A 23042-nucleotide genomic window follows, 5' to 3' on the forward strand; every position below is an offset into this window, starting at 1 on the left:
TCTATCAAGATTTAGTGTTCAGCAGGCTTCATTTCGCGCGGCGCCTTGCGGATCATGAGGTAGCTGATAACAGCCATAACACCCATGAGCACGGCGCTGAACGCGGAGCTCAGCACCACGCCGGAGTCGAAGGCGGCGAATGCGGAAGAGAGCAGCTGGTTTGCCTGCTCGCCGCCCACATGGCTTGCGACCGACACGGCACCGCCGAGGGTTTCGTGGGCGTGGTCAGCGAGAGACTCATCCAGGCCGGAGGGCACAACCACGTTCGCGCGGTAGACGGCGGTGAGCATACCACCGATGATGACGGTGCCGAGCACCGCACCCGTCTCGTAGGAAGTCTCAGAAATCGCGGACGCCGCACCCGCCTTACGCGGCGGCACGCTGGAGAGCATCAGGTCGTTCGAAATGGTCTGCGCAATACCGATACCGGTACCGAGCACAATAAAGATGAGGATAATAACCACGTCGCTGTGCGCACCCAGGAAGGCGAGCACCGCGAACGCGGCGGCGTTGAGAGCCAGACCGAAGGACACCACCTGCGCCGGGTGGAAGTGCACCGCAACACGCGCAATCACCAGGCCGGCGATGATAGTCGCCAAAGTACCGGGAATCAGCAGCATGCCGGCGTACATGGGCGGCAGACCGGAGACCAGCTGCAGGTGCTGGGAGGCGAAGTAGATGAAGCCAACGTCCACCGTCATGGAGATGAGGTTCGCGGTAATCGCACCGGTGAACACGGTGTTGCGGAAGAGTCGCACATCCAGCATGGGCTGAATATCGTTCTTCTCGCGGTTGAGCTGACGCAGCACGAACAGGACGATGAAGCACAGACCGGCAAGGATGGTGCTAATAGCCACCGCGTCGAAACCGGCTTCGGAGGTGTGAGTCAGACCGAAGGTAATGCCGGTCATGCCGACCATGATCAGCAGGATGCTCAGCGGGTCCACCGGGCTGGGGTTCGGGTCCTTAGACTCGGGCACCATGATCGGGGCAAGAATCAGCAGAGGAATCAGAATCGGCACAGCCAGCAGGAACACGGAACCCCAGTCGAAGTGCTCCAGCAGGAAGCCACCCACAATCGGGCCCAGCGCCGCACCGGCGGAGAAGCCCGAAGCCCACACGGCAATAGCGATGCGGCGCTCGGTCGCATCCACAAAGATATTGCGAATAATCGACAGGGTTGCCGGCATGAGCATCGCACCAAAAATACCGAGCAGGGCACGGGCAACCACGAGCATCAGCGCGGAGGGCGCGAACGCCGCGAGCGCAGAAATTGCCGCGAAGCCGGTCGAACCGATGAGCAGCAGCTTGCGGCGGCCGATGCGGTCACCGATAGCGCCCATGGGCACGAGCAGGGCGGAGAGCACCAGCGGGTAGGCATCAACGATCCACAGCTGTTCCGCGGAGGAGGGGCTCAGCGCCTTGGCGATTGCGGGCACCGCGAAGGCGAGCACCGTGTTGTCGATGGAGACCAGGAGCACCGGGAGCATGAGCACGCCGAGTGCCGCCCAGCGCTTAGTCTTCTGGTCGGGGGCGTGAATAGGTAGAGCCGTGGTGTGCGGGTTGTGATTCGTCATGGGTTGTTTTCGTGCGTCTATGGGGTTTCGGCCGATGCGGCGGACGCGGCGGCATCAGCTCGGCCTGTCTTTTGGACTAGGTCTTTTAGTAAGTCTTTTAGTGAGGGTTTGGGGCTTGTCCGGGGGTTTTAGGTGTCCGGGCGGGTCCACAAACGAAGATTAACTATACCAACTGGACGGTACAGTTTCAAGCGGTTAGACTGGTACCCATGACCACCCCCAACCACCGCAAACAGCGCGCCAACAACTCCCGCGAGCACATCCTCGACACCTACGTCGACCTGCTGATTCGCTCGGGAGAACGCGCCGCAACCCTCGACGCTGTAGCCACCGCCGCCAAGGTTTCCAAGGGCGGGCTACTCTACCACTTCGCCTCCAAGAAGGCGCTACTTGAGGCGCTCGCAGAACGCACCCTCACCCTGGCTGAAGAGGACTTCGCGGCGATGAAGCAGGCACCCGAGGGGGCAAGCGCCTACTACATCAATTCCTCCACGCCGGATAACACCCCGTTCGACCGTGCCCTCATTGCCCTCAGCCGCCTGGCGCAGAACAATAATGAGCTCGCCCAGCAGACCATGAGCCGCGTACAGGATGGCTGGCATGCGCTCGTCCTCGCTGAGCTGGGTGATGAACAGATCGCCCGCACCGTGCTGCTTCTGGGTGATGGCATGTACTACAACGCGGCATTCGGAGGCGACTCCGCCAGCCCGCAGAGGGCCGCAGCCATCGCGGCAGACCGAGCGGCACTCGAACGCGCCCTGCAGGTACTCAAGGCGGCGGCTCATTAAACCACAAAAGCCACTCGACACAGCGGTTAAAGCCACAAGCTAAAACCGCTACCTCAAACCCTATTCTTCAGCGCCGGCGAGCACCCGGGGCTTAAACTGGAAGGGTACGTATCTACTCTTCAACCAAGGAGTTCCGATGATTTTCATTGCCGTAAAGTTCCCCGTCAAGCCCGAATACGCCGACCAGTGGATTGAGAAGACCCGCGCTTTCACCGAGGCAACCCGCGCCGAGGAAGGCAACAAGTTCTTCGAGTGGTCCCGCAGCATCGAGGACCCGAACGAGTTCGTTCTGCTCGAGGCTTTCAACGACGACGCAGCTGGCCCGCACGTGAACTCTGACCACTTCCAGCAGGCTCTGAAGGACATGCGCCCCATGCTGACCGCAACCCCGAAGATTGTTTCTCGCCTGGTTGACGGCGACGGCTGGGACGCTATGGGCGAGCTACAGATCGACTAGTCTGCACCCCTACTCTGCATCTAAAATTGCATAGTTAGATACTGCATAAGTAGACGCCAAAGCGCCTCTCCTGCCTGTTCTATTGGACAGGTAGGAGAGGTGCTTTGGCGTGTCCGGTACCTGAACTTTTCCCCTTGATACGACGCGAATGGTACCGGTTTTCGACTCAGCGAGTGCCTTGCGCGCATTTTTACCCTATTAACCCCTTAAAATGGATAGAGTATGCACACCTATCGATACCCATTCGCACAGGAGGCTTGAATGAGCATCGCATCCCAGCCTCTTCCCGGCGCAGTCGCCGCTGAAGAGCACAACGACGTGGACCACACCTCTGTATCCCTCGCCGTATCGACCGTTATTCTGGCACTGCGCCCCAAGGAAAACGAAATCCACCCGACCCTGTGGCTGCCGCTGGTTCGCCGCCTCCGCGAGCCCTATAAGGGCCAGTGGGCGCTGCCCGGCGGTCCGCTCAACCCGAATCTTTCCCTCGAAGAGGCAGCGGCTTCGACCCTGAAGCGCGCAACCAACCTGCAGCCCGGCTACCTGGAGCAGCTCTACGCATTCGGTGACGTTCTGCGCACCCCCGAGGCGCGTGCCGCCCGCGTTGTGGGCGAGCCCGAACCGGCACCCGGTACTGATCACGAGCGCGTGGTTTCCGTGGTGTACTGGGCGTCGATTCCCGCCACCGAGGTCGAGAACACTCGCGTGCACGAGAACATCCGCTGGTTCCCGGTGGATGAGCTGCCCGAGCTCGCCTTCGACCACAACGAAATCATTGAGTACGCGCTCTACCGCCTGCAGAACAAGGTGGAGTACTCGCGTATTGCGCACTCTTTCTTGGGTGAAGAGTTCACCCTGGCGCAGCTGCGTGAGGTGTACGAGGCGATTCTGGGTCGCACCCTGGATCCGGCGAACTTCCGACGCCAGATTGCGGCGTCGAAGTCGATTATTGACACCGGCCGCCGCGTGGAGGGCACCCGTCACCGCCCGCCGCGCCTGTACCGTTACAACGACGCTCAGGCGTACGCGGATGCGGGCCCGCTGGGCATGTACCGTGAACGCCACGAGGCGTAATAGCGTTTATTCTCGGACATTAGCCGCGTTGTATGCGCGCAGATTTAATGCCTAAGATTTAATACCTAAAAGGAGGGGCGGCACCGTGCGGTGCCACCCCTCCTTTTGTGTTCTCTAGTACTCTCCAGTGCTTTCTAGGGGGTATCGGTACTTGTCAGAAGGTTTTGCGGGAGGGTGTTTGACTCAGCACCCACACAGTTTCTATGCTTGAGCCATCAGCTCTCTATCCATACTGCCCCGCCGTGGGGGTAACCTAAGGGGCTGAACGCAATGTTTGACCGAAGCCACCCAAGGCGCGACCGGGGCGGTATTCGGAATCTAGGAGGCATCAAAGAAATGACCCACCGAGCATAAGCCCGGATCCAACAACACCAGGTCAATGCGCTTTTATGCGTCCACCCCACTACCCGGGCTTACGTGTACCTACAGACCGCGCTCGGGTTTTTTCATGCCTTCACGCCTTCATGTGCGTTGGCAGGAATCCGAGCACCTACTCGAAGGAACTCGGCCCATGTCACGTCACATTACACTCGACCATATTTCGTACGCACACCCGAGCCAGCCCCCACTTTTCACAGACCTTTCCGCGGTATTCTCTGCGCCACTCACCGGGCTTATCGGCGATAACGGCGCCGGAAAAACTACCCTCTTCAGACTTATTCTTGGCGACATAAATCCTAGTCAAGGCACAATCAGTACCCCACCGCGCATAGCGTACCTACCGCAAGATTTAGGGTTGAGTGGGCATCAGCATCTTGCTGATATTTTTGGAATTACAAAAATACTGCAGGCGCTTGATGCGCTGGAATCGGGCGACTATTCCCCCTGCCTTTACGACACCATAGGCGACGCCTGGGATATTGAAGAACGTACCCTCGCAGCCCTTGCCGAACATGGTTTTGGTCCTGCCCTCACTACGACCGATACACAGGCCCGTCGCAACCTTCTGATGCGTCCCCTTAGCACCTTTTCAGGTGGCCAGACGGTCACAGCCGCACTCACCGCGCTTCTGTATTCAGACCCAGAGTTCATTCTGCTCGACGAACCGACGAACAACCTGGACTCCGCGGCGAAAGCCCAGCTCTTCACGACACTGGAGGTGCTGCCCTGCCCGGCGCTCATTATCAGCCACGACCGCGATCTGCTGGAGCGCGTGAACGTGATTGCCGAGCTTCACGCCGACCGTCAGGGACTGGCTCATCTGCGCCTCTTCGAGGGTAACTACAGCACATACCGGCAGGCACTGGACACCGAACAGCAGGCAGCTCAGCGTCGCGTGACCGAGGCGAAGAATGAGGCGCGTAAGGCTGAGCGTGAGCGTGCCGAGAACCAGATTAAGCTCGATCGCAACACTCGCCGAGGTCGCGAATTTGAGCGATCAAAGCGGAAACCTGGCATGGCTATGGGCCTGGATAAGAACAGTTCAGAGCGCTCTGCCGGGAAACTTCACACAGCCCACGAAAGCATGGTGGCGGATGCGCGGGCGGCAGTTGGAGAAGCCCAAGAGAACCTGCGCGTGCAGGAGCGTATCTATCTGGAACTTGCTCAGGATGCGCTCCCACTGGGGCGGAAAGTACTGGAATTACATCGGGTGAAGAACGACTCTTGCGCGTCTACACCGCAGAGTGCCAACCTTAAGAATGCATACACCCAAAACACCGTTTCACGTGAAACACAACCTTATAAAGTTGATTATCTGCTTCAAATCCAAGATTTTCCCGAGGTTCTTATCCTAACCGGACCCGAACACCTGCACATCACGGGAGCAAACGGCAGTGGCAAGACCATGCTTCTCAATGCGATAGCGCACGCGAATGACCCTGATTACCGCTCCCCAGTGCCGCCTGCATACCAAGTGCTCTACCGCCTGGACAACACCGCATACCTGCCGCAGCGCATCACCCTCGACCCGGAGCTCACCCTCCTTGAAACCGTACAGAGGGCGAATCCCGGTGCGAGCGAACAGCATCTGCGTGACCAGCTGGCGCGCCTGCTCTTCCGTCGCGAAAGCGTACATCAGCGCATTGGGGATTTATCCGGAGGTGAGCGCTTCCGTGCCGCGGTGGCGCAGGTGCTTCTGGCGGATCCGGTGCCGCAGCTACTCATATTGGATGAGCCGACGAATAACCTCGATATTTCCTCGGTGGATTGGCTGGTGCAGGCGCTCGAAGCATACACCGGCGCGCTCATCGTGGTGAGCCACGATGAGGATTTCTGCCGCCGCATCCGCATTGACCGCACACTCAACCTTTCAACAAAAACTCTCGGGAAGGAACCATTCAGGGAATCAGCACGCTGAATCTTCTCCTACATGGGAGGGTGCTTGACCCGCCGCCCATATAGTTCCTATGCTTGAGCCATCAGCTCTCTATCCATGTTGCCCCACCACGGGGGTAGCTGGCGGAGCTGAACGTATCGTTTGGCCGAAGCCACCCAAGGCGCGACCGGGGTGCTCTTCGGAATCTAGGAGGCATCAAAGAAATGACCCACCGAGCATAAGCCCGGACTCAGAAGAATTTTTCGCGCGCTCACGCAGCAGCTCTACGGACACGTTTCTACGTGTTCCAATCAGCGCGCACGCACCCGGGCACAGGTACATCCACCGTTACGCTCGGGTTTTTTCATGCCTTCACACCTTCACGTGCGCTGACAGGAATCCGAGCACCTACTCGAAGGAACTCGGCCCATGTCATTTCACATTACACTCGACCATATTTCGTACGCGCACCCGAGTGAGCCTCCACTTTTTGTGAACCTTTCGGCGGTGTTTTCGGCACCTCTGACCGGACTCATTGGCGATAATGGTTGCGGAAAAACAACCCTTATGAGGTTGATTTTGGGCGATTTGACCCCGGATTCCGGTTCTTTGGCGGTGCCGGAGCGCATGGCGTATCTGCCTCAGGATTTGGGTCTGGATCGGGAACAGACCCTCGCCGAGCTCTGTGGAATCTCCGAGATTCTGTGGGCACTGCAGGCAGTGGAATCCGGCGAATACTCCCCCGAACTCTACGACACTATTGGCGATAACTGGGACGTTGAGGAGCGCACCCTCACCGCCCTGGCCACCTACGGGTTCACCCCGGGGACCCAGGTGGACCGCGATAACCCCGATACCGTTCGCGCACTCTTTGCCCGCCAGATGCACAGCTTCTCCGGTGGCGAGGCGGTCATTGCCGCACTTGCCTCACTGATGGTTTCTGACCCCGAGTTCATTCTGTTGGACGAGCCGACCAATAACCTAGACTCTGCGGCGAAGGCTCAGCTCTTCACGGCACTGGAAGCGCTGCCCTGCCCGGCGCTCATTATTAGCCACGACCGCGACCTATTGGAGCGCATGCACGTGATTGCGGAGCTTCACGCCGACCGGCAGGGGCTGGCTCATCTGCGCCTCTTCGAAGGCAACTACAGCACCTACCGCCAGGCGCTGGACACCGAACAGCAGGCAGCTCAGCGTCGCGTGAGCGAGGCGAAAAACCGGGTACGTTCTGCGCACCGTGAGTGGGTGCATGCGCAGGAGATTATTTCGAAGAACATGGCGCAGGTGTGGAAGGACGACCAGCCGGATACGATTCTTGCCCTCGCCAAGGATGCCTCACGGCAGGCGGCGGCGAAGCTTCGAGTTCTGCGCGTCGGCAAGCAGGAGCAGGCTCAGGAGGAATACCAGAACGCGCAGAATGAGGTCCGCGTGCAGGAGAAAATCTATGCCGAGCTGAGCCAACAACCCCTACCCGCGGGACGTAAGGTGCTGGAGCTGAGCAGGGTTGATTCTCGCTGTGTTGACTCTCGGGTTTCACGTGAAACATTTGCCATTCAGCAACCCACCAAGGTTGATTCTCTGCATATTTCACCCGCCGGGGCTGATAGCGAGAGCCAGCAGGGAACCCCGGCGGAACGCCCCGAGCACCTGATTCTCAGCGGCCCCGAGCACCTGCGCATCACCGGCGCAAACGGCAGCGGCAAGACCACCCTCCTTGAGGCAATTGCCCACGCCGGCGACCCGGAGTACCGCTCCCCCGTGGAGCCCGCCTACCGCGTCGAGTACTGCATCGAGGGGGCGTACATTCCTCAGCGCATCACCCTCGACCCGGAGCTCACTCTTCTGCAGAGCGTGCAGCGGGCTAACCCTGGCGTGAGCGAACAGCATCTGCGTGACCAGCTGGCGCGGCTGCTTTTCCGTCGCGAAAGCGTGCACCATAAGACCAGTGAGCTCTCCGGTGGTGAGCGGTTCCGCGCCGCGGTGGCGCAGGTGCTTCTGGCTGACCCTGTGCCGCAGCTGCTCATGTTGGATGAGCCGACGAATAACCTCGATATTTCTTCGGTGGATTGGCTGGTGCAGGCGCTCGAAGCCTATACCGGCGCGCTCATTGTGGTGAGCCATGATGAGGATTTCTGCCGCCGCATCCGCATTGACCGCACGCTGGCGCTCTAGGGTTCCGCGCCCAACCCCGCGGGCAACTTCTGAATACAACAAACGGGTGCCCAGCACCTCCGAATGTGGAGGCGCCGGGCACTCACCATGGCAGCAGTCGGGACACATTCACCCAACTTCGCAGACCGCCTACTATTTATGTAACAAATCATCCTCGATAGTTACATATTTGTCACTAAAACCCATCTTATTTGTAATTAATGTCCCGCATGAGGCCCAAAATGTCACTCCAGGAATTACAATATGTACATGTATACGCCTGAAGAACTAACACAAACACTCAACGAGCTACGGCTTCTAGGCAGAGACAGCCTGACCGTAGAGGTTAAATCAGCCCACATGGGTTACCCCTCTTCCGTGGCGGAAACTATCTGTAGCTTTGCTAACCTTCCCGACGGAGGCACAATCATATGCGGTGTCGACGAATCTCAGGAGTTTGCACCTGTAGGTGTTTATGATGTTGAAGATTTGCGGGCAAAGATTATTGATGCTGCTCAAAATCTTAAGCCAAAAATCGTAGTAGAAACCGACGATATAACTTTGGATGGCCATCAGCTGCTCATCGTAACCGTTCCGGGTCTGCCGGTGCAGGAACGTCCCTGTTTCAAAGGTAATATAGCCTACCAGCGACTCGGAGACGGCGACTACCCAATGGATGGCTACGCGCTCAGTCTAATGTACGCGCAGCGCCACAAACCACACAATGACCTACAATCAATTCCCAACACATCCAGTGAAGATTTGGACAAATCCTACACCGAGGATTTCCTACACCAGGTGCGTCTTTCCTCAGCGCGTCTACGTAATGACTCCGACGCGGAGATCCTACGCAAACGCAACGTCATTGATGCCCATGACGAGTTGACCTTAGCCGGGCTATGCGCCCTGGGTGATTACCCGCAACAATTCTATGCTGGGGCGAGCGTTATTGGCATAGTGTCTACAAGCGGCAACACCCGCAATGATGACCGTTTTCGAAGCGAAGGCCCTATTCCCGCCATGCTTGAAGATACCCTTGCATGGCTTATACGCAACATTAAGAACCGCACCGTCACAGCTCCCAATGGTGCGGGGCTCATCGATCAGCCAGAAATCCCCCTGGTCGCTCTCCGTGAGTTCGTGGCTAACGCACTCGTCCACCGGAGCTATGAACGGGATGCATCCGGAAAATTTATACAGATTTTTATCAAACGCGGCCGTATTGAAATCATCAGCCCCGGCGGTTTTTGGGGTATCCTGCCGAGTCAGGTAGGCATCGTGCATCGCCCCGCGGCTGTAAACGAGGCGCTCTATGCTATCTGCCAGAACATTCGTCTCAGTGACGGTCACCGACTAATCGAAGGCGAAGGCGGCGGTATCCTAGCTGCACAACAGGCCCTGGTTGATGCCGGGTTGCGTAAGGCGCATATTATCGACGAGGGTATCCAGGTACGCGTCATTATCTACCGCCCTGCCGATAACACGCAGCCTACGAGCATAATGGAGGTATCCTCGCCTCCTCAACGTGCTGAGATACCGGAAAATCTATCCCCCACGGAATCCCAGGTGTACGTTGCTTTGACCCGTGGACCCGCTACCGTCGCTGATATCGCGGAAAACACCGAGTTGAGTACACGGCAGGTACGTTACGCGCTACCCAAGCTAATCCAGCGAGGTTTGGTAGAGCAAAAAGCACGTTCGGGACGCCGCGGTTTGGTGTACCGCACGCTGGCTCTCTAGAATTCCGCGCCCAACCCCGCGGGGCAACTTCTGAATACAACAAACGGGTGCCCGGCACCTCCGAATATGGAGGCGCCGAGCACCCGTTTCAGTTATCTCATCGCGGCTACGTCACCGCGCTGGCGGAAACTTAGATTAGAGGACCAGGCCCTTGGTCTGGGACACTGCGCGCTCGAAGCGAGCCTGAACGTCAGCCCAGTTCACAATGTTCCAGAATGCCTTGACGTAGTCGCCCTTGACGTTCTGGTAGTCCAGATAGAATGCGTGCTCCCACATGTCCAGCTGCAGAACGGGGATCAGTGCAACGGAGATGTTGCCCTGCTGATCGTAAAGCTGCTCAATGATGAGGCGCTTGCCAACGGTGTCCCATGCGAGGATTGCCCAGCCGGAGCCCTGAATGGTCAGTGCAACGTTGGTGAAGTGCTCGCGGAACTTATCGAAGGAGCCGAAGAACTCGTCGATTGCTGCTGCCAGCTCGCCGGTGGGCTTGTCGCCACCCTCGGGGGACAGGTTGTTCCAGAAGATGGAGTGGTTGGTGTGGCCACCCAGGTTGAATGCCAGGTCCTTGGAGAGCTTGGAGACGTTGCCGTATGCACCGTTCTCGCGTGCCTCTTCGAGCTGCTCGAGAGCTGCGTTAGCGCCTGCAACGTATGCTGCGTGGTGCTTGTCGTGGTGCAGCTCCATGATCTTTGCGGAGATGTGGGGCTCGAGCGCCGCGTAGTCGTAGGGGAGCTCGGGGAGAGTGTACTTTTCAGCCATGATGATGCCTTTCATTAGAAAACTTGGCTCGTATTAAAGATTACCAGCGTAGCGTTTACTTTACTTTTCACGAATTGGGGAGCGTCACATTTGCGTACCAACCCGCACGGGCCTGTGGATTTTAGCCGGGAACTTTTCCCCAAACCTGTGGATAACCCTGTGTATCAACAGGTTTTTCAAGCTCGGTGCCCCGTTCTGCCTTGAAATACCGGGGTATACACTCGTGTGAATAACAGTGCTGTAAGTTCTCCACACTGTGGATAACCCCTGTGGATAACACCTCTTTTTGGGGATGCGCGGGGGATAAACCGCAGAATTTTTACTTCCGTTCGGGGCGTTTTTCCCTCTACTAGCCAAAATATTGACCCCCAAAAGAGGCTCTGAACAGCCTTATACGCTTCTTCTAGCCGGAGGCGGTGGATTAAGTGCACAGGGTTATCCACAGGTGTGGAAATTCTTGAGTTCCGCGGATTTAAAGGTGAAAAGCCCTTCTGTTTAAGAATTTACCCTCGGTTTTAACACCCGTAGAAGCCTGTAATTACAAGAATTTCCCTGCTGCACCCTCATTTTTAACACTCAGCGAGCTCGATACCGCCTCCATAAAATCACACGCGTGTAAGTTCTCCACACTGTGGAAAACCTCTGTGGATAACCATTTCGGCACGATACGGCACAGTAGAACTGCAGCCGCACGGTACAGATGTGCACACCGCCTCATACAGCCCTCCCCCGGCTCCCGCAGCTCCCTTGTCGGCGCACCTACATGAGGGCAAAAGAAAAGAGCACCCGATCATTGGATGCTCTTAGAGTGAGTTGATAGATATTCGAGTTAAAAAGATACGGTACGGAATGCAGCCCAACCACGAACTGCACCCGCACCGCACATCCGTCGGTAGAAATACGAGTTACTCGTACACCGACGACAATCACCGATAAATAGAGAGTCGAACCTATCGAAGCGAGCTTCCGGTCTCGCCTCGGAGGCTTCCTTCGACCCCGTTATGTAATTAGTGTACACGGTTTCATTACGGTTGCAAAGCCAAAACCGTGATTTTCTTAAAATTTTTGTTATCGTTTCGTTATTTTTCACCCCTGGCAACCTCTTTGCACCCCTCAGAATTTTCATTCACACCCCTAAAACCCTTGATATTCCGCGGAATTCGGCTCGATGCACGAGTGTGCTTCTTGGTACGTTCTCATCTATACTTGTACCGGAAATCTTTTTAAATATGTCGTGTATCACCTACCTACCCAAGGTTTTTGCAGTCACTGCGTGCAAAAAGATGACCCTAGCACCCTCTAAAAAATTAGCACCAAAGTGTCAACCATTACTTGACCGTACCAATTTCAGGTTGCGAGTAAGACCTTTCGCTACAATGGGTGCCAACACACCGCATCTCCCCTTAATAAGGGAGCTCCATATCCGATAAAAGAGGAACCAATCCCGTGTCCACACCAACCACGTCTGCGCAGCGGTCCGAAAATACCGCACACAGCGAATCCATCCAGTGGCTCTCCCCCCAGGAGCGAGAAGGCTGGCTCTTTATCAGCTCCATCATTTTCAACCTCACCCGCAAGCTGGAAAACCAGCTGCAGACCGAAGCCGGCATTAGCTTCGTTGAATACATGGTGCTCGCGATGCTCTCCGAGTCCAAGGACAATTCCTTGACCATGACCGAGCTGGCAATTACCACCAACACCCTGCCCGCACGCCTCTCCCGCGTCGTGGCACGCCTTGAGAAGGACGGATACGTCCGCCGCTCCCTCAGTGCAGAAGACCGCCGCGTCAGCATCTGCCACCTGCTCCCCGCAGGCGAACAGAAGGTGCAGGAGGTCGCACCCGGCCACGTGAGTGAAGTACGCCGCCAGATTTTCGACCACCTCACCACCGAACAGGTTGAGCACCTCGCAGAAATCGGCGAGGCAGTCCTCGGCAACACCCCCTCAAACGTCATCTCCATTGATGCACTGAAGCGTGGGGACTACCCCACACAATAACCTCCTCCACCTGCCCTGCGGGTGAGAGTTGAGAGAACCAGAGATAAGGCACATTCCCACCGGGAACGTGCCTTATCTCTTTAACAAATCTCTTGATCAGGCCCGTGTAGCCGCGAGCGCTACAGCACGCGCGAACCTTAAAACCCCTAAAGTAGCCTCAAAGTAGTCCCACGCACCGTCATCTGCGAAGAATTTTTAAAAATTTTTTACGCCGTAACGCACCGCCCAGAAACGCCGGATGATCAGCTACCGGGCACAAATGCATCGTGCATGTGCGTGGGAAATCCATGCGCCTCATACTGCCTTAAACCGCGAAATATCAAGGGAACACACTCAATACCACCCAAACCAAAGGGTATATTCAGGTCACCCACACTAAGGGTAGTGGTGACAATATGTCAGGAATACCTTATCTACCCCACCGATTAGCCTTTTCTCTCTGTACACAACCCACTGCACGCCGTACGATAAACATCAACAGGTTGCACCGCGCCATCCGGCGCCTACGAAGCAATCACCATATAAGGAGAAACCATATGTCTAAGTCTTTCTACGACCTTCTGAACGAGCAGATCGGCCACGAGTTCGCAGCATCTCACCAGTACCTGTCCATGGCTATCTGGCTCGACGGCGAAGACCTGCCCCAGCTGGCTAAGTTCTTCTACCGCCAGTCCCTCGAGGAGCGCGAGCACGCACTCATGATGGTTCAGTACAAGCTGGACCGCGGCCACAAGGTTGAGATCCCCGCTGTTCCCGCAGTCAAGAACGACTTCGAGAACGTCCAGGAAATCGTTGACATGTCCCTGGCACAGGAGAAGGTTGTCACCGGTCAGATCGAGGCTCTGTTCTCCGCAGCACGCGCTGAGAACTACGCACTGGGCGAGCAGTTCATCCTCTGGTTCCTGAAGGAGCAGGTTGAGGAAGTTGCAACCATGGAGACCCTCGTGACCGTTGTGAAGCGCGCAAACGGCAACCTCTTCGACCTGGAGAACTACGTTGCACGCGAGCTGGGCGACGACCACGGCCAGGAGTCCGGCGCACCCGCAATCGCAGGCGCATAATCTCGCATTCGTGCGGCTAGGCCCCTAGTCGAACCCGCAGAATAGCTGCAGAATATTAAACGTTCCGCCCTCACCGCACACCGCGGCGAGGGCGGAACGTTTATGCATATACGCCAAAAAGCACACCGCGGTGCACCGTCCAGGAGCTAAAAGCCGCCAGCCGGTACTCGAATACTCATACAGTGCAGAGTAAACTTAAAAGCCTTAGATGCCGCATAATATCGCGGCAGAAAGAGGAGAGAATGACTCACACCAACCCAGATACCCTCAGCCGCGGCTCATATAGCAACTCACGCCGCGTAGCCGACATTCTGCGTGCCGAATCCGTCGGTGGTACCGTGCTTCTGATCGCAACGGTGCTGGCAGTAGTACTCGCCAACACCCCCGCATCCAGCTTCTACTTCGGTCTGCGAGACACTGTTGTTGGCCCGGTCATCCCCGGCTTCAACCACCTGCAGATGAGCATCGGAACCTGGGCGGCAGACGGTCTGCTCGTCGTTTTCTTCTTCCTCACCGGTCTGGAGCTGAAGAAGGAATTCGTGATTGGTGACCTCAAGTCGCCCTCCACCGCGATTGTGCCGATTGCGGCTGCCTTCGGTGGCGTGGCAGTCCCCGCGATTATCTACACGGCGCTGAACTTCACCAGCCCCACCGCTCTGCACGGCTGGGCGATCCCCACCGCAACCGATATCGCGTTCGCGGTGTCTGTTCTCGCCGCCGTGGGTACTTTCCTCCCCTCGGCGATGCGCGTCTTCCTGCTGACCCTGGCTGTGGTCGACGACCTGATTGCAATCTGCATTATCGCGATCTTCTACACCAATAACTTCCACGGCGAGTACCTGCTCTTCGCACTGATTCCGCTCGCTCTTTTCGCGTTCATTGCCTACCGCGGTGAGACCATGCTGCACCTGAAGCCTCTCGCCGCATGGATTCTGCTGCTGCCCCTGGGTATTATCACCTGGGCACTCTTCCTCGAGTCCGGCATTCACGCCACCATTTCTGGTGTGGTTCTCGGCTTCCTGGTGCCCGTGAAGATGTCCGCTCGCTCTGAGGCGGCACAGGCTGAACACGGTCTTGCAGAGGTTCTGGAGCACCGATTCCGTCCCCTCTCTACCGGCATCTGCGTGCCGATCTTCGCGTTCTTCAGCGCGGGTGTGGCTGTGGGCGGTTTTGAAGGCCTCGGACGCGCCCTCACCGACTCGGTAGCGGTCGGCATTATGGTTGCACTGGTTGCCGGTAAAACCATCGGTATTTTCGGCACCACCTGGCTCGTGACTCGCTTCAAGAACGCTAACCTCGACCCGGACGTCGCCTGGATTGACGTGATCGGTCTGGCTGCAACCGGCGGTATCGGCTTCACCGTGTCCCTGCTGGTGGCTGAACTGTCCTTCCCGCACGGCTCTCCGCACACCGAGGACGCAAAGATTGCGATTCTCGTCGGCTCCGTGCTCGCCGCAATTGTTGGTGCCATCATCCTTTCACGCCGTAACAAGCACTACCGTGCCCTGGCTGAGAAGGAAAGCGTGGACGCTGACGACAACGGCATCCCTGACGTCTTCGAGGGCACCTACCGTGACCCGAAGACCGAAGCCTAGTAAGAACTCCTAAGGTCTAGTACCTTCCCTACACCCCAATCCCCCGCTGATAATGATGTCTCACCGCACTACCTCACGTCGCCGTACAGCACGAGCAGGGCAGGTGCCCGCGCCTCCTTCAAGGTATGCAGAGATATCAGCACGCGTGGTGATCGGGGTGTATTCTTTTGCCGCGCTACTGACCACGTTCGCGTGGATTATTTCTCCTCTGCGGCACGGTCGCGGCTTCACTTGGTGGGAAGTCACCGCTGACCTGCTGAATATTCCCTCCACGCACACGCTGCCCAGCGCCATCACGATGATTGTGCTGGTTTCCGGGCTGATTGTGCGTAAGCGCGCTGCCCTCATTGCGGCCATCGTTTTTCAGGTGTTGGGTGCGCTGATTGCGACGCATAGCGCCTTCACGCTGGTGTTCCCCGCGGGGATTATGCCGAAGGACCGTATTTTCTCCTCGACGGTCGATACGCTCTCCATCGTGTTTGCGTGTGCGCTGGTGCCTTTCCTTTTCTCAATTCGTTCGGCGTTCCCGGCGCGTATTGGTCGCCTCTCGTGGGTAGGTGCGGCGTCGACGGCTGTTGGCGGCATCCTGCTGACTACTCTGGTGCTCTGGTACCTCTGCCACATTGGCGTGTGGGAGCCGTTGCGTTCGGTGACCCCGTGGGAGTTGCTGATGCACGGCATGGGTATTGAGCGTACCCATCCTGGCGTGTGGTCTGCCGATGTGGTCGCTTTCTTGGCTTCTTTCGGTTACGGTGCCTCGCTGGTTGCGGCACTGTACCTGTTGGCGCGCGGTTACCGTGCCCCGGATGCGTGGACCGGCGAGAAGGAGCTGAAGATTCGCGCTCTGCTACAGCAGTACGGTGCCAACGATTCGCTCTCCTATTTTGCGACGCGTCGCGATAAGCAGGTGATTTTCTCTCCGGATCAAAGGGCGGCGATTACGTACCGTTCGGTGGGTTCGGTGTGTTTGGCGTCGAGCGACCCGGTGGGTGACCCGGATTCGTGGGATGCCGCGATTGAGCAGTGGATGTTGCAGGCGCGTAGTTACGGTTGGGTTCCTGCGGCGCTGAGCGTGAGTGAGGCGGGTGCGCGCGCCTATAACCGTGCGGGTCTGTCGATTATTCAGATGGGTGAGGAGGCGGTCCTTGAGGCGGACCGTTTCACGCTCAATGACACGTCGATGCTGCCGGTGCGTCAGGCGGTTCAGCGTGTGCGTCGCGGCGGGTACACGGCGCAGATGCGGCGCTTTGCGGAGCTGGATGAGCAGCAACGTCAGCAGGTTGCGGAGAATATTTCGGCGTGGCGTCATGGCCGCGTGGAGCGCGGCTTCTCGATGGCGCTGAATCGTGTGAATGATCCGGCGGATTCTTCGTCTGTTCTGGTGTCGGCTCATGATGAAGCTGGTCAGATGGTGGCTCTGCTGTCGTTCGTCCCGTGGGGTCCTACGGGGCTGTCTTTGGATGTTATGCGCCGCTCCCCTGAGGCACCTAATGGTGTGGTGGAGTTTATGGTGGCGTCGCTGATGGAGCAGGCGGCGTCTTTGGGTGTGCGTCGGGTGTCGCTGAATTTTGCGATGTTTGGCCATATTTTTGAGGCTGCTGATCAGGTGGGTGCATCAGCATGGAACCGTTTCGCTTCCCGCTCTTTGGGCGTGCTGGATCGTTTTCTGCAGTTGCGCCGTCTGTATCGTTTCAATCTAAAGTTTGCCCCGCTGTGGGTTCCTCGCTTTTTGGCGACGGAACCGACTTTGGCGATGGTGAATGTGGTGGTTGCTGCGGGTATGGCGGAGGGCTTTTTGCCGAATCTGTCGGCGCGCCGTTTGCAGGATCAGGAGCAGGTTCTTTCTGCCGATGAGTTGGAGGCTCTTCGCCAGTTGCAGGTATCTGCTGTGGAAGAGCTTCCTGAGGTGTCGCGCAGTGATCAGACTCAGCATCGTCTGCGTCATTTGGAGGCGCTGCGTTCGGCGGGTATGGAGCCGTATCCGCTGGGTGGTGAGATACGCAGTAATGGTGCGCCTATTCTAGGCGTGAAGGATGCCCTGCGTATATTCTCTTCTGAAAATATTCCTGATTCAGAATTTATGGTTTCGGGGCGTATTCGCGCGCTTCGCAACCATGGCGGGGTCCTTTTCGCAACTCTGATTGAAGGAGGCGAAACCCTGCAGGTCGTCATGGAACGAGCCCTGGTGGGTGAGCACCTGCTGAGCCTCGCCTCCCGCAACCTGGATACCGGTGACATCATCACTGTGCAGGGTACTTACGGGGCGAGCCGCAACGGCACTCGATCGCTGATTGCCTCCAGCTGGCGCATAGCGTCGAAGAGCCTGCACCCCATCCCCTTTGATTCGTTTACCGACCCGGAGGCGCGTCTGCGTCGCCGCTCCACGGACCTTTTGGTGCATCCGGATCAGATGCAGAATCTGCGTCTGCGCACGGCGGTGATTAAGGCGCTGCGTGCCCGTCTGGATGCGGAGGGTTTCCTCGAGGTGGAGACCCCGATTCTGCATACGGTGCATGGTGGTGCGAGCGCGCGTCCGTTCCGCACGTATATCAATGCGTACGGTGAGGATTTGACGCTGCGTATTGCGCCGGAGCTGTATTTGAAGCGTCTGGTGGTGGGCGGTAGCGGTCCGGTGTATGAGCTGGGTCGTGATTTCCGTAATGAGGGTGCTGATGCGACCCATAATCCGGAGTTTACGGTGCTTGAGGCGTACCGCCCGTTCGCGGATTATGTGCAGATGCGTGAGTTGACGGAGCGCCTGATTAAGGATGCCGCGCAGTCGGTGTTTGGTTCGGTGTCTTTGCCGCTGGGTCATAAGGCTTCGAGCGAGCGCGTGGTGCGTGATGTGTCGGGTCCGTGGCGTGTGGTGTCGGTGTGTGATGCCCTGTCGGAGGCGCTGGGTCGCCGTGTGGATGTGCAGACGGATTTTGAGGAGTTGCTGGCTTTGGCGCAGCAGCACGGTGTGCGTGTTCATGAGGGTATGGGTCCGGGCGCCATTGTTGAGGAGCTGTATGGTGAGCTGGTTGAGGCGCATACGGTGGAGCCGACGTTCTATACGGATTTCCCGGCGGAGACGAGTCCGCTTGCGGCGCCGCATCGCAGCGTTCCGGGGTTGGCGGAGCGTTGGGATTTGGTGATTAACGGTATGGAGATGGGCTGCGCTTACTCGGAGCTGGCGGACCCGCTGGTGCAGCGTGAGCGTTTGACGGAGCAGTCGTTGAAGGCGGCTTCGGGTGATCTGGAGGCGATGGAGGTGGATGAGGATTTCCTCTACGCCTTGGAGACGGGTATGCCGCCGACGGGTGGTTTGGGTCTGGGTGTGGATCGCTTGGTGATGCTGTTGGCTCAGACGCAGATTCGTGGGGTGTTGTCGTTCCCGTTTGTGAAACCTGAACGTTCATAACCCAACCGATACCTTCGTTTATTTACTGTGCCCGGTGCGAGGTTTTATGCCTTGCGCCGGGCTTTTCACGCCCGCCTCCACGCCCGTCCCGTCCGTATCGGCAACACCCGCACGGAGCCTATATTTAATCTGCCCATATATTAAGTATTCGTTACATTTTGGATTGGGCCCCTTTTTTAAGTTGCCGAGCGGGGGACGTACCCGACACAATGAGGTGACTAATCATGCGGAGTGTATCTGTCTCCGCTACGCGGCATGAGTCCGCACCACCCAGCAATGTAGCCCACACGTTATCCGCCTTCCGGGTTTGAGCGTGCGGGCTTTTTGCTTTCAAGATTGGAGTACCGAGTGGATTTTCTTCTGAATATCATCGGGGACATTAATGAGCAGACTGCGGGACTGACTTCCTCCGTGGATGCTGTGCAGAACTGGATGTGGAGTAACTTCCTCTACTACGCTCTGATTGCGGCTGGTCTGTACATTACGATCCGTACTCGCGGTGTGCAGTGGCGTTCCATTAAGGAAATGGTTCGTGTCCTGGGTGACCCGGTTGCTCGTGAGGCTGACGGTAAGAAGAGCATTTCTTCGTTCCGTGCGTTTACTGTTTCGGCTGCTTCTCGTGTGGGTACCGGTACTGTTGCGGGTGTTGCTTTGGCTATTGCTATGGGCGGCCCGGGTGCTGTGTTCTGGATGTGGGTCATTGCTGCTGTTGGTGCGGCGTCCGCTTTTGCGGAGTCCCTTCTGGGTCAGCTGTACAAGGAGCGCGGTAAGGATTCCTATATTGGTGGTCCGGCGTACTACATGAAGCGCGGCCTGAATGCTCGTTGGATGGGTTACATCTTTGTGGCGTTCATTGTGATCACTTACGCGTTTGTGTTTGTGGCGGTTCAGACGAATGCTGTGGTGGATGCTACGGCGAACTCGTTCAACATTGACGTTTCGGGTACTAACTCGATGGGCTTCCGCATCACTATTGGTCTGATTATGGTGGCGCTGACTGCGGCTATTATTTTCGGTGGTATTCGCGCGATTTCTTCGGTGACTGAGTGGCTGGTGCCGATTATGGCGGTGCTGTATCTGCTGCTGGGTCTGCTGGTTGTTCTGCTGAACATCACTGAGGTTCCGAATATGTTGCTGATGATTTTCCAGGGTGCTTTCGGCATTAAGGAGTTCGTGACCGGCGGTACCATGGGTGCCGTGATTTGGGGTATGAAGCGCGGCCTGCTGACTAACGAGGCGGGTATGGGTACTGCTCCGAACGCTGGCGCGACCGCTACTATTTCTCATCCGGCTAAGCAGGGTTACGTTCAGACTCTGGGTGTTTACTTTGACACCATGATGGCGTGTACTGTGACTGCGTTTATTGTGCTGCTGTCGAACCCGACCTACGGTGATCGTTCTCGTGGCGCGTCGCTGACTCAGTCGGCGCTGGCTATGCAGCTGGGCGATTGGGCGGTTCACTTCTTGACTATCGCGATTTTCATGTTTGCGTTCTCGACTGTGATTGGTAACTACTACTACGGCGAGTCGAACATGCGTTTCGTGACTGAGCGTAAGCTGCCGATGACTATTTTCCGGGTGCTGGTTCTGGCGTTCGTGTTCTTCGGCGCGATTTCTTCGCTGGATCTGGTGTGGACTACCGCAGATATGCTGAATGCCGGCATGGTGATTGTGAACTTGACGGCTGTGCTGCTGCTGACCCCGAAGGTGGTTGCGGTCTTGAAGAATTACGAGGCTCAGCGTAAGGCTGGTTTGGAGCCGATTTTCAAGGCTTCGGATATGCCGGAGATTAAGAATCTGGCGGCGTGGGATGGCACTGACGCGGTGACGACCCGTGAGTTCTGGGCTGAGTATGATGCGAAGGTTGCTGAGCGTCGTGCTGCGAAGAAGGCTAAGAAGGCTAGCCGCTAGTTTGTGAGTCTTGTATAGGCTTTTGTGGAGGGTCCGTCCTGCTGTGTGCGGGGCGGGCCCTTTTGCGTGCCCGAGGGGCGCGTGGAGAGCATGCCTGCTGGCGCACGTTCTGGGCGCGTCCTGATGCATATCCCGGGGCGTGTCCGGGGTCTGTATCCTTAGGGAGGATATTAGGAGGGTTTATGGATTGGCATGCCGTACTGGAGCTGGTGGTCACGGTTGTTTTTCTGGCGGGTATTGCGTTGGCGTTGCTGTGTCTGGTGACGATTCACCGGAACCCGCATTTTTCGGAGGTGCAGAAGTTGAAGTGGCTTCTGCTGGTGCTGTGTCTGCCGTATGTGGGTCCGGTGACGTGGTTGTTGCGTGCGCGTATGGAACGCATCGATCGGGAGCGTGCTGAGCAGGAACGCGGAGCGCCGACTTCTGCGGCTGCTTCCGAGGTGACTGCTTCCGATACGGCGGCTTCCAAGGAGGGCGGCTGGTAACGGCTCGGAGGCTCTTCCCGAGCCCCCACCGCCACATCCAACTAGCACAAGTAACGAAGGTCACACTCTCTCAATTGGACAGCACCGCGTGCAGTCCGTATAGTTTTATGTGTTGCCTGCGGTGATACACCGTAAGACACATGCGCGAGTGGCGGAATAGGCAGACGCGCACGGTTCAGGTCCGTGTGCCCGTGAGGGCGTGGGGGTTCAACTCCCCCCTCGCGCACCAACGATCCCCGGTTCGAAAGAACCGGGGATTTTTTCATATCCATAACCAATCCCCCGCTAAATGACGGGGTTCCAGAGCGATGGCGAGTGCATCACCTAAAATAGAATCGGGTGTGTTCATTCACAGGACACACAGCTAACGCACAGACACGCTCGTTAAACTGAGCCTTTCGGATAAAGACCGTTTGCGCGGTCTGTTGCTCGGAATGGTCGTTGAGAAGGAGGCGGCATGAAGTTTTTCGACAAGCTGGGCAAGCTGGAGCAAGGCATCGGCCGCACTGTCGGCCTTTCCAAGGGCTTCGGCACCTTTGCGAAGGCGGATGTCGCTAACCGCGTCCGCATCATGATGGATGACGAGTCCTACGTGGACGGCAGTGGTCGCACTATGGCTCCTAATGTCTATACTCTCCGTTTTGCGCCGGTCGATTTCCCGCGCGTGCGCGAGTGGGGCAACCCGTTCGCTGTTGAGCTGTGCGATTTGGCGATTTCGCACGCCCGCGCGCAGGGTTACACCCTCATTGGCGCGGTTCGCGTGACGTTCAACGTTCTTGATTCTCTCTCTGAGGGCGAGTTTGAGGTTGTTGCGACTTTCGAGCCGTTCTCTGTACCGGAGGCTCCCGCGTCCCCGTCTCTGCGCGGCGCTACTAACTACGCGCCGGTGCGTCCGCCGCGTGAGTCTTCTTTGCCGACCCGCATTACGAAGCCGGCTGCTCAGCCGGCTCAGCCTGCACCCAGCCCTGCCCCTCAGCAGGCTCCTGCGCCTCGCCTGAACATGCCTGTAGCGCCCCCTGCGGCGGCTCCCCGTTTCTTCTTGGAGATTGAGGGTCGCATGCACCCGGTGAACCACCTGCCGTTTGTGCTGGGCCGCGGTTCTGATGCTGATTTTCGTCTGGACGATAAGGGTGTTTCTCGCCGTCACCTGCAGCTTTCGATGCAGGGTGGTGCGGTGGTCGCCTCCGATATGGGTTCTACCAACGGCACGTTGATTAATGGTGCGCCTCTGCGTGCGCCGGTGGTGCTAGCGAACGGTTCACTGCTTCGCATGGGTAATACCCGCATCATCTTCCATAGTTCGACCGGAGGTGTCCGTTAATGGCGTCTGAATTGACCGTTACTCTCCTTCGTTACGCTTTTCTGGCTCTGATTTGGTTCTTTGTTTTCCTGGTGGTTTCGGCGGCTCGCCGTGACCTTGGTTTGGGTAAGAACTACCGTGCGGCACCGGTTGATGCGGTTCCGGAGGCTACCCATATTGCGCCTCCGCCGACTCGCCCTTCGCAGCTTGTGATTACTGCGGGGGCGCAGGCTGGCGCGATGATGCAGCTGGGGGACCACCCGATTACTATTGGCCGCGCTAATGACATTGAGGTGTCCCTGCAGGATGATTACGCCTCGGGCCGCCATGCGCGCCTGTTCCCTCAGGGTTCCCGTTGGTTCCTTGAGGATTTGAATTCTACTAATGGTACGTTCGTCAATGGCGAGCGTCTGACTCGTGCGACCCCGATTGAGCCCGGTGATGATTTCCGCGTTGGCGGTACCACCATGCAGTTGAGGGGCTAGT

16 protein-coding genes and 1 tRNA gene are annotated in these 23042 nt (G+C 57.5%); 15 read left to right on the plus strand and 2 right to left on the minus strand.

The genetic code is table 11. The features are described 5' to 3' along the window. Positions 1 to 11: 11 nt before the first annotated feature. Positions 12 to 1577 (minus strand): MFS transporter, encoded by a 1566-nt coding sequence (locus tag QZ822_RS06370; RefSeq protein ID WP_294643409.1) that lies wholly within the window; start codon positions 1575 to 1577, stop codon positions 12 to 14. 209 nt (positions 1578 to 1786) lie between these two features. Here QZ822_RS06370 and QZ822_RS06375 point away from each other — a divergent pair, with 209 nt between their 5' ends. The 6 genes from QZ822_RS06375 (at position 1787) to QZ822_RS06400 (ending at position 10044) form a co-directional block, all read left to right on the plus strand. Continuing rightward, the gene (locus tag QZ822_RS06375; protein ID WP_294643411.1) at positions 1787 to 2365 is read left to right on the plus strand and encodes a TetR/AcrR family transcriptional regulator; all 579 of its coding nucleotides are present in this window, start codon (positions 1787 to 1789) and stop codon (positions 2363 to 2365) included. 136 nt (positions 2366 to 2501) lie between these two features. Beyond that, positions 2502 to 2822 (plus strand): putative quinol monooxygenase, encoded by a 321-nt coding sequence (locus QZ822_RS06380; RefSeq protein ID WP_005508062.1) that lies wholly within the window; start codon positions 2502 to 2504, stop codon positions 2820 to 2822. Between the two features lie 261 nt (positions 2823 to 3083). Then, on the plus strand, positions 3084 to 3896 hold the full coding sequence (locus QZ822_RS06385) for an NrtR DNA-binding winged helix domain-containing protein (protein WP_294643414.1): 813 nt from the start codon (positions 3084 to 3086) through the stop codon (positions 3894 to 3896). A gap of 511 nt (positions 3897 to 4407) precedes the next feature. Continuing rightward, entirely contained in the window at positions 4408 to 6195 is a 1788-nt protein-coding gene (locus tag QZ822_RS06390) for an ABC-F family ATP-binding cassette domain-containing protein (RefSeq protein WP_294643417.1), read from the plus strand. A 387-nt stretch (positions 6196 to 6582) separates the two neighbouring features. Beyond that, positions 6583 to 8325: an ATP-binding cassette domain-containing protein gene (locus tag QZ822_RS06395; protein WP_294643419.1), complete on the plus strand. Its 1743-nt coding sequence runs from the start codon at positions 6583 to 6585 to the stop codon at positions 8323 to 8325. Positions 8326 to 8574: 249 nt separating this feature from the next. Then, complete coding sequence (locus QZ822_RS06400; protein WP_294643421.1) at positions 8575 to 10044, plus strand: RNA-binding domain-containing protein; 1470 nt, start codon at positions 8575 to 8577, stop codon at positions 10042 to 10044. Positions 10045 to 10179: 135 nt separating this feature from the next. Here the strand turns inward: QZ822_RS06400 and QZ822_RS06405 are convergent, their stop codons facing one another. Next, positions 10180 to 10803 carry a superoxide dismutase gene (locus QZ822_RS06405; RefSeq protein WP_044150883.1) on the minus strand — a complete coding sequence of 208 codons (624 nt, stop codon included), beginning with the start codon at positions 10801 to 10803 and terminating at the stop codon, positions 10180 to 10182. Positions 10804 to 12249: 1446 nt separating this feature from the next. Between QZ822_RS06405 and QZ822_RS06410 the strand changes: the two genes are divergently transcribed. From QZ822_RS06410 to QZ822_RS06450, 9 genes are all read left to right on the plus strand, one after another. After that, complete coding sequence (locus tag QZ822_RS06410; protein WP_294643423.1) at positions 12250 to 12801, plus strand: MarR family winged helix-turn-helix transcriptional regulator; 552 nt, start codon at positions 12250 to 12252, stop codon at positions 12799 to 12801. Positions 12802 to 13337: 536 nt separating this feature from the next. Continuing rightward, a complete protein-coding gene (locus QZ822_RS06415; RefSeq protein WP_049333759.1) occupies positions 13338 to 13862 on the plus strand; it encodes a ferritin in 525 nt (174 codons plus the stop codon). Between the two features lie 242 nt (positions 13863 to 14104). Next, complete coding sequence (gene nhaA / locus QZ822_RS06420; RefSeq protein ID WP_294603330.1) at positions 14105 to 15457, plus strand: Na+/H+ antiporter NhaA; 1353 nt, start codon at positions 14105 to 14107, stop codon at positions 15455 to 15457. Between the two features lie 52 nt (positions 15458 to 15509). Next, a complete protein-coding gene (gene lysX, locus QZ822_RS06425; protein WP_294643425.1) occupies positions 15510 to 18860 on the plus strand; it encodes a bifunctional lysylphosphatidylglycerol synthetase/lysine--tRNA ligase LysX in 3351 nt (1116 codons plus the stop codon). A gap of 348 nt (positions 18861 to 19208) precedes the next feature. Beyond that, on the plus strand, positions 19209 to 20771 hold the full coding sequence (locus QZ822_RS06430; RefSeq protein WP_294643427.1) for a sodium:alanine symporter family protein: 1563 nt from the start codon (positions 19209 to 19211) through the stop codon (positions 20769 to 20771). Positions 20772 to 20953: 182 nt separating this feature from the next. Continuing rightward, on the plus strand, positions 20954 to 21256 hold the full coding sequence (locus QZ822_RS06435) for a PLDc N-terminal domain-containing protein (protein WP_294643429.1): 303 nt from the start codon (positions 20954 to 20956) through the stop codon (positions 21254 to 21256). 142 nt (positions 21257 to 21398) lie between these two features. Further along, a tRNA-Leu gene (locus tag QZ822_RS06440) sits at positions 21399 to 21485 on the plus strand. A 228-nt stretch (positions 21486 to 21713) separates the two neighbouring features. After that, positions 21714 to 22577: a DUF3662 and FHA domain-containing protein gene (locus QZ822_RS06445; protein WP_049338188.1), complete on the plus strand. Its 864-nt coding sequence runs from the start codon at positions 21714 to 21716 to the stop codon at positions 22575 to 22577. After that, on the plus strand, positions 22577 to 23041 hold the full coding sequence (locus tag QZ822_RS06450) for an FHA domain-containing protein (RefSeq protein WP_049328057.1): 465 nt from the start codon (positions 22577 to 22579) through the stop codon (positions 23039 to 23041). The genes QZ822_RS06445 and QZ822_RS06450 overlap by 1 nt, the downstream gene beginning before the upstream one ends. Position 23042 lies beyond the last annotated feature (1 nt).

The organism is uncultured Rothia sp. (assembly GCF_916715725.1).
Classification (GTDB): domain Bacteria; phylum Actinomycetota; class Actinomycetes; order Actinomycetales; family Micrococcaceae; genus Rothia.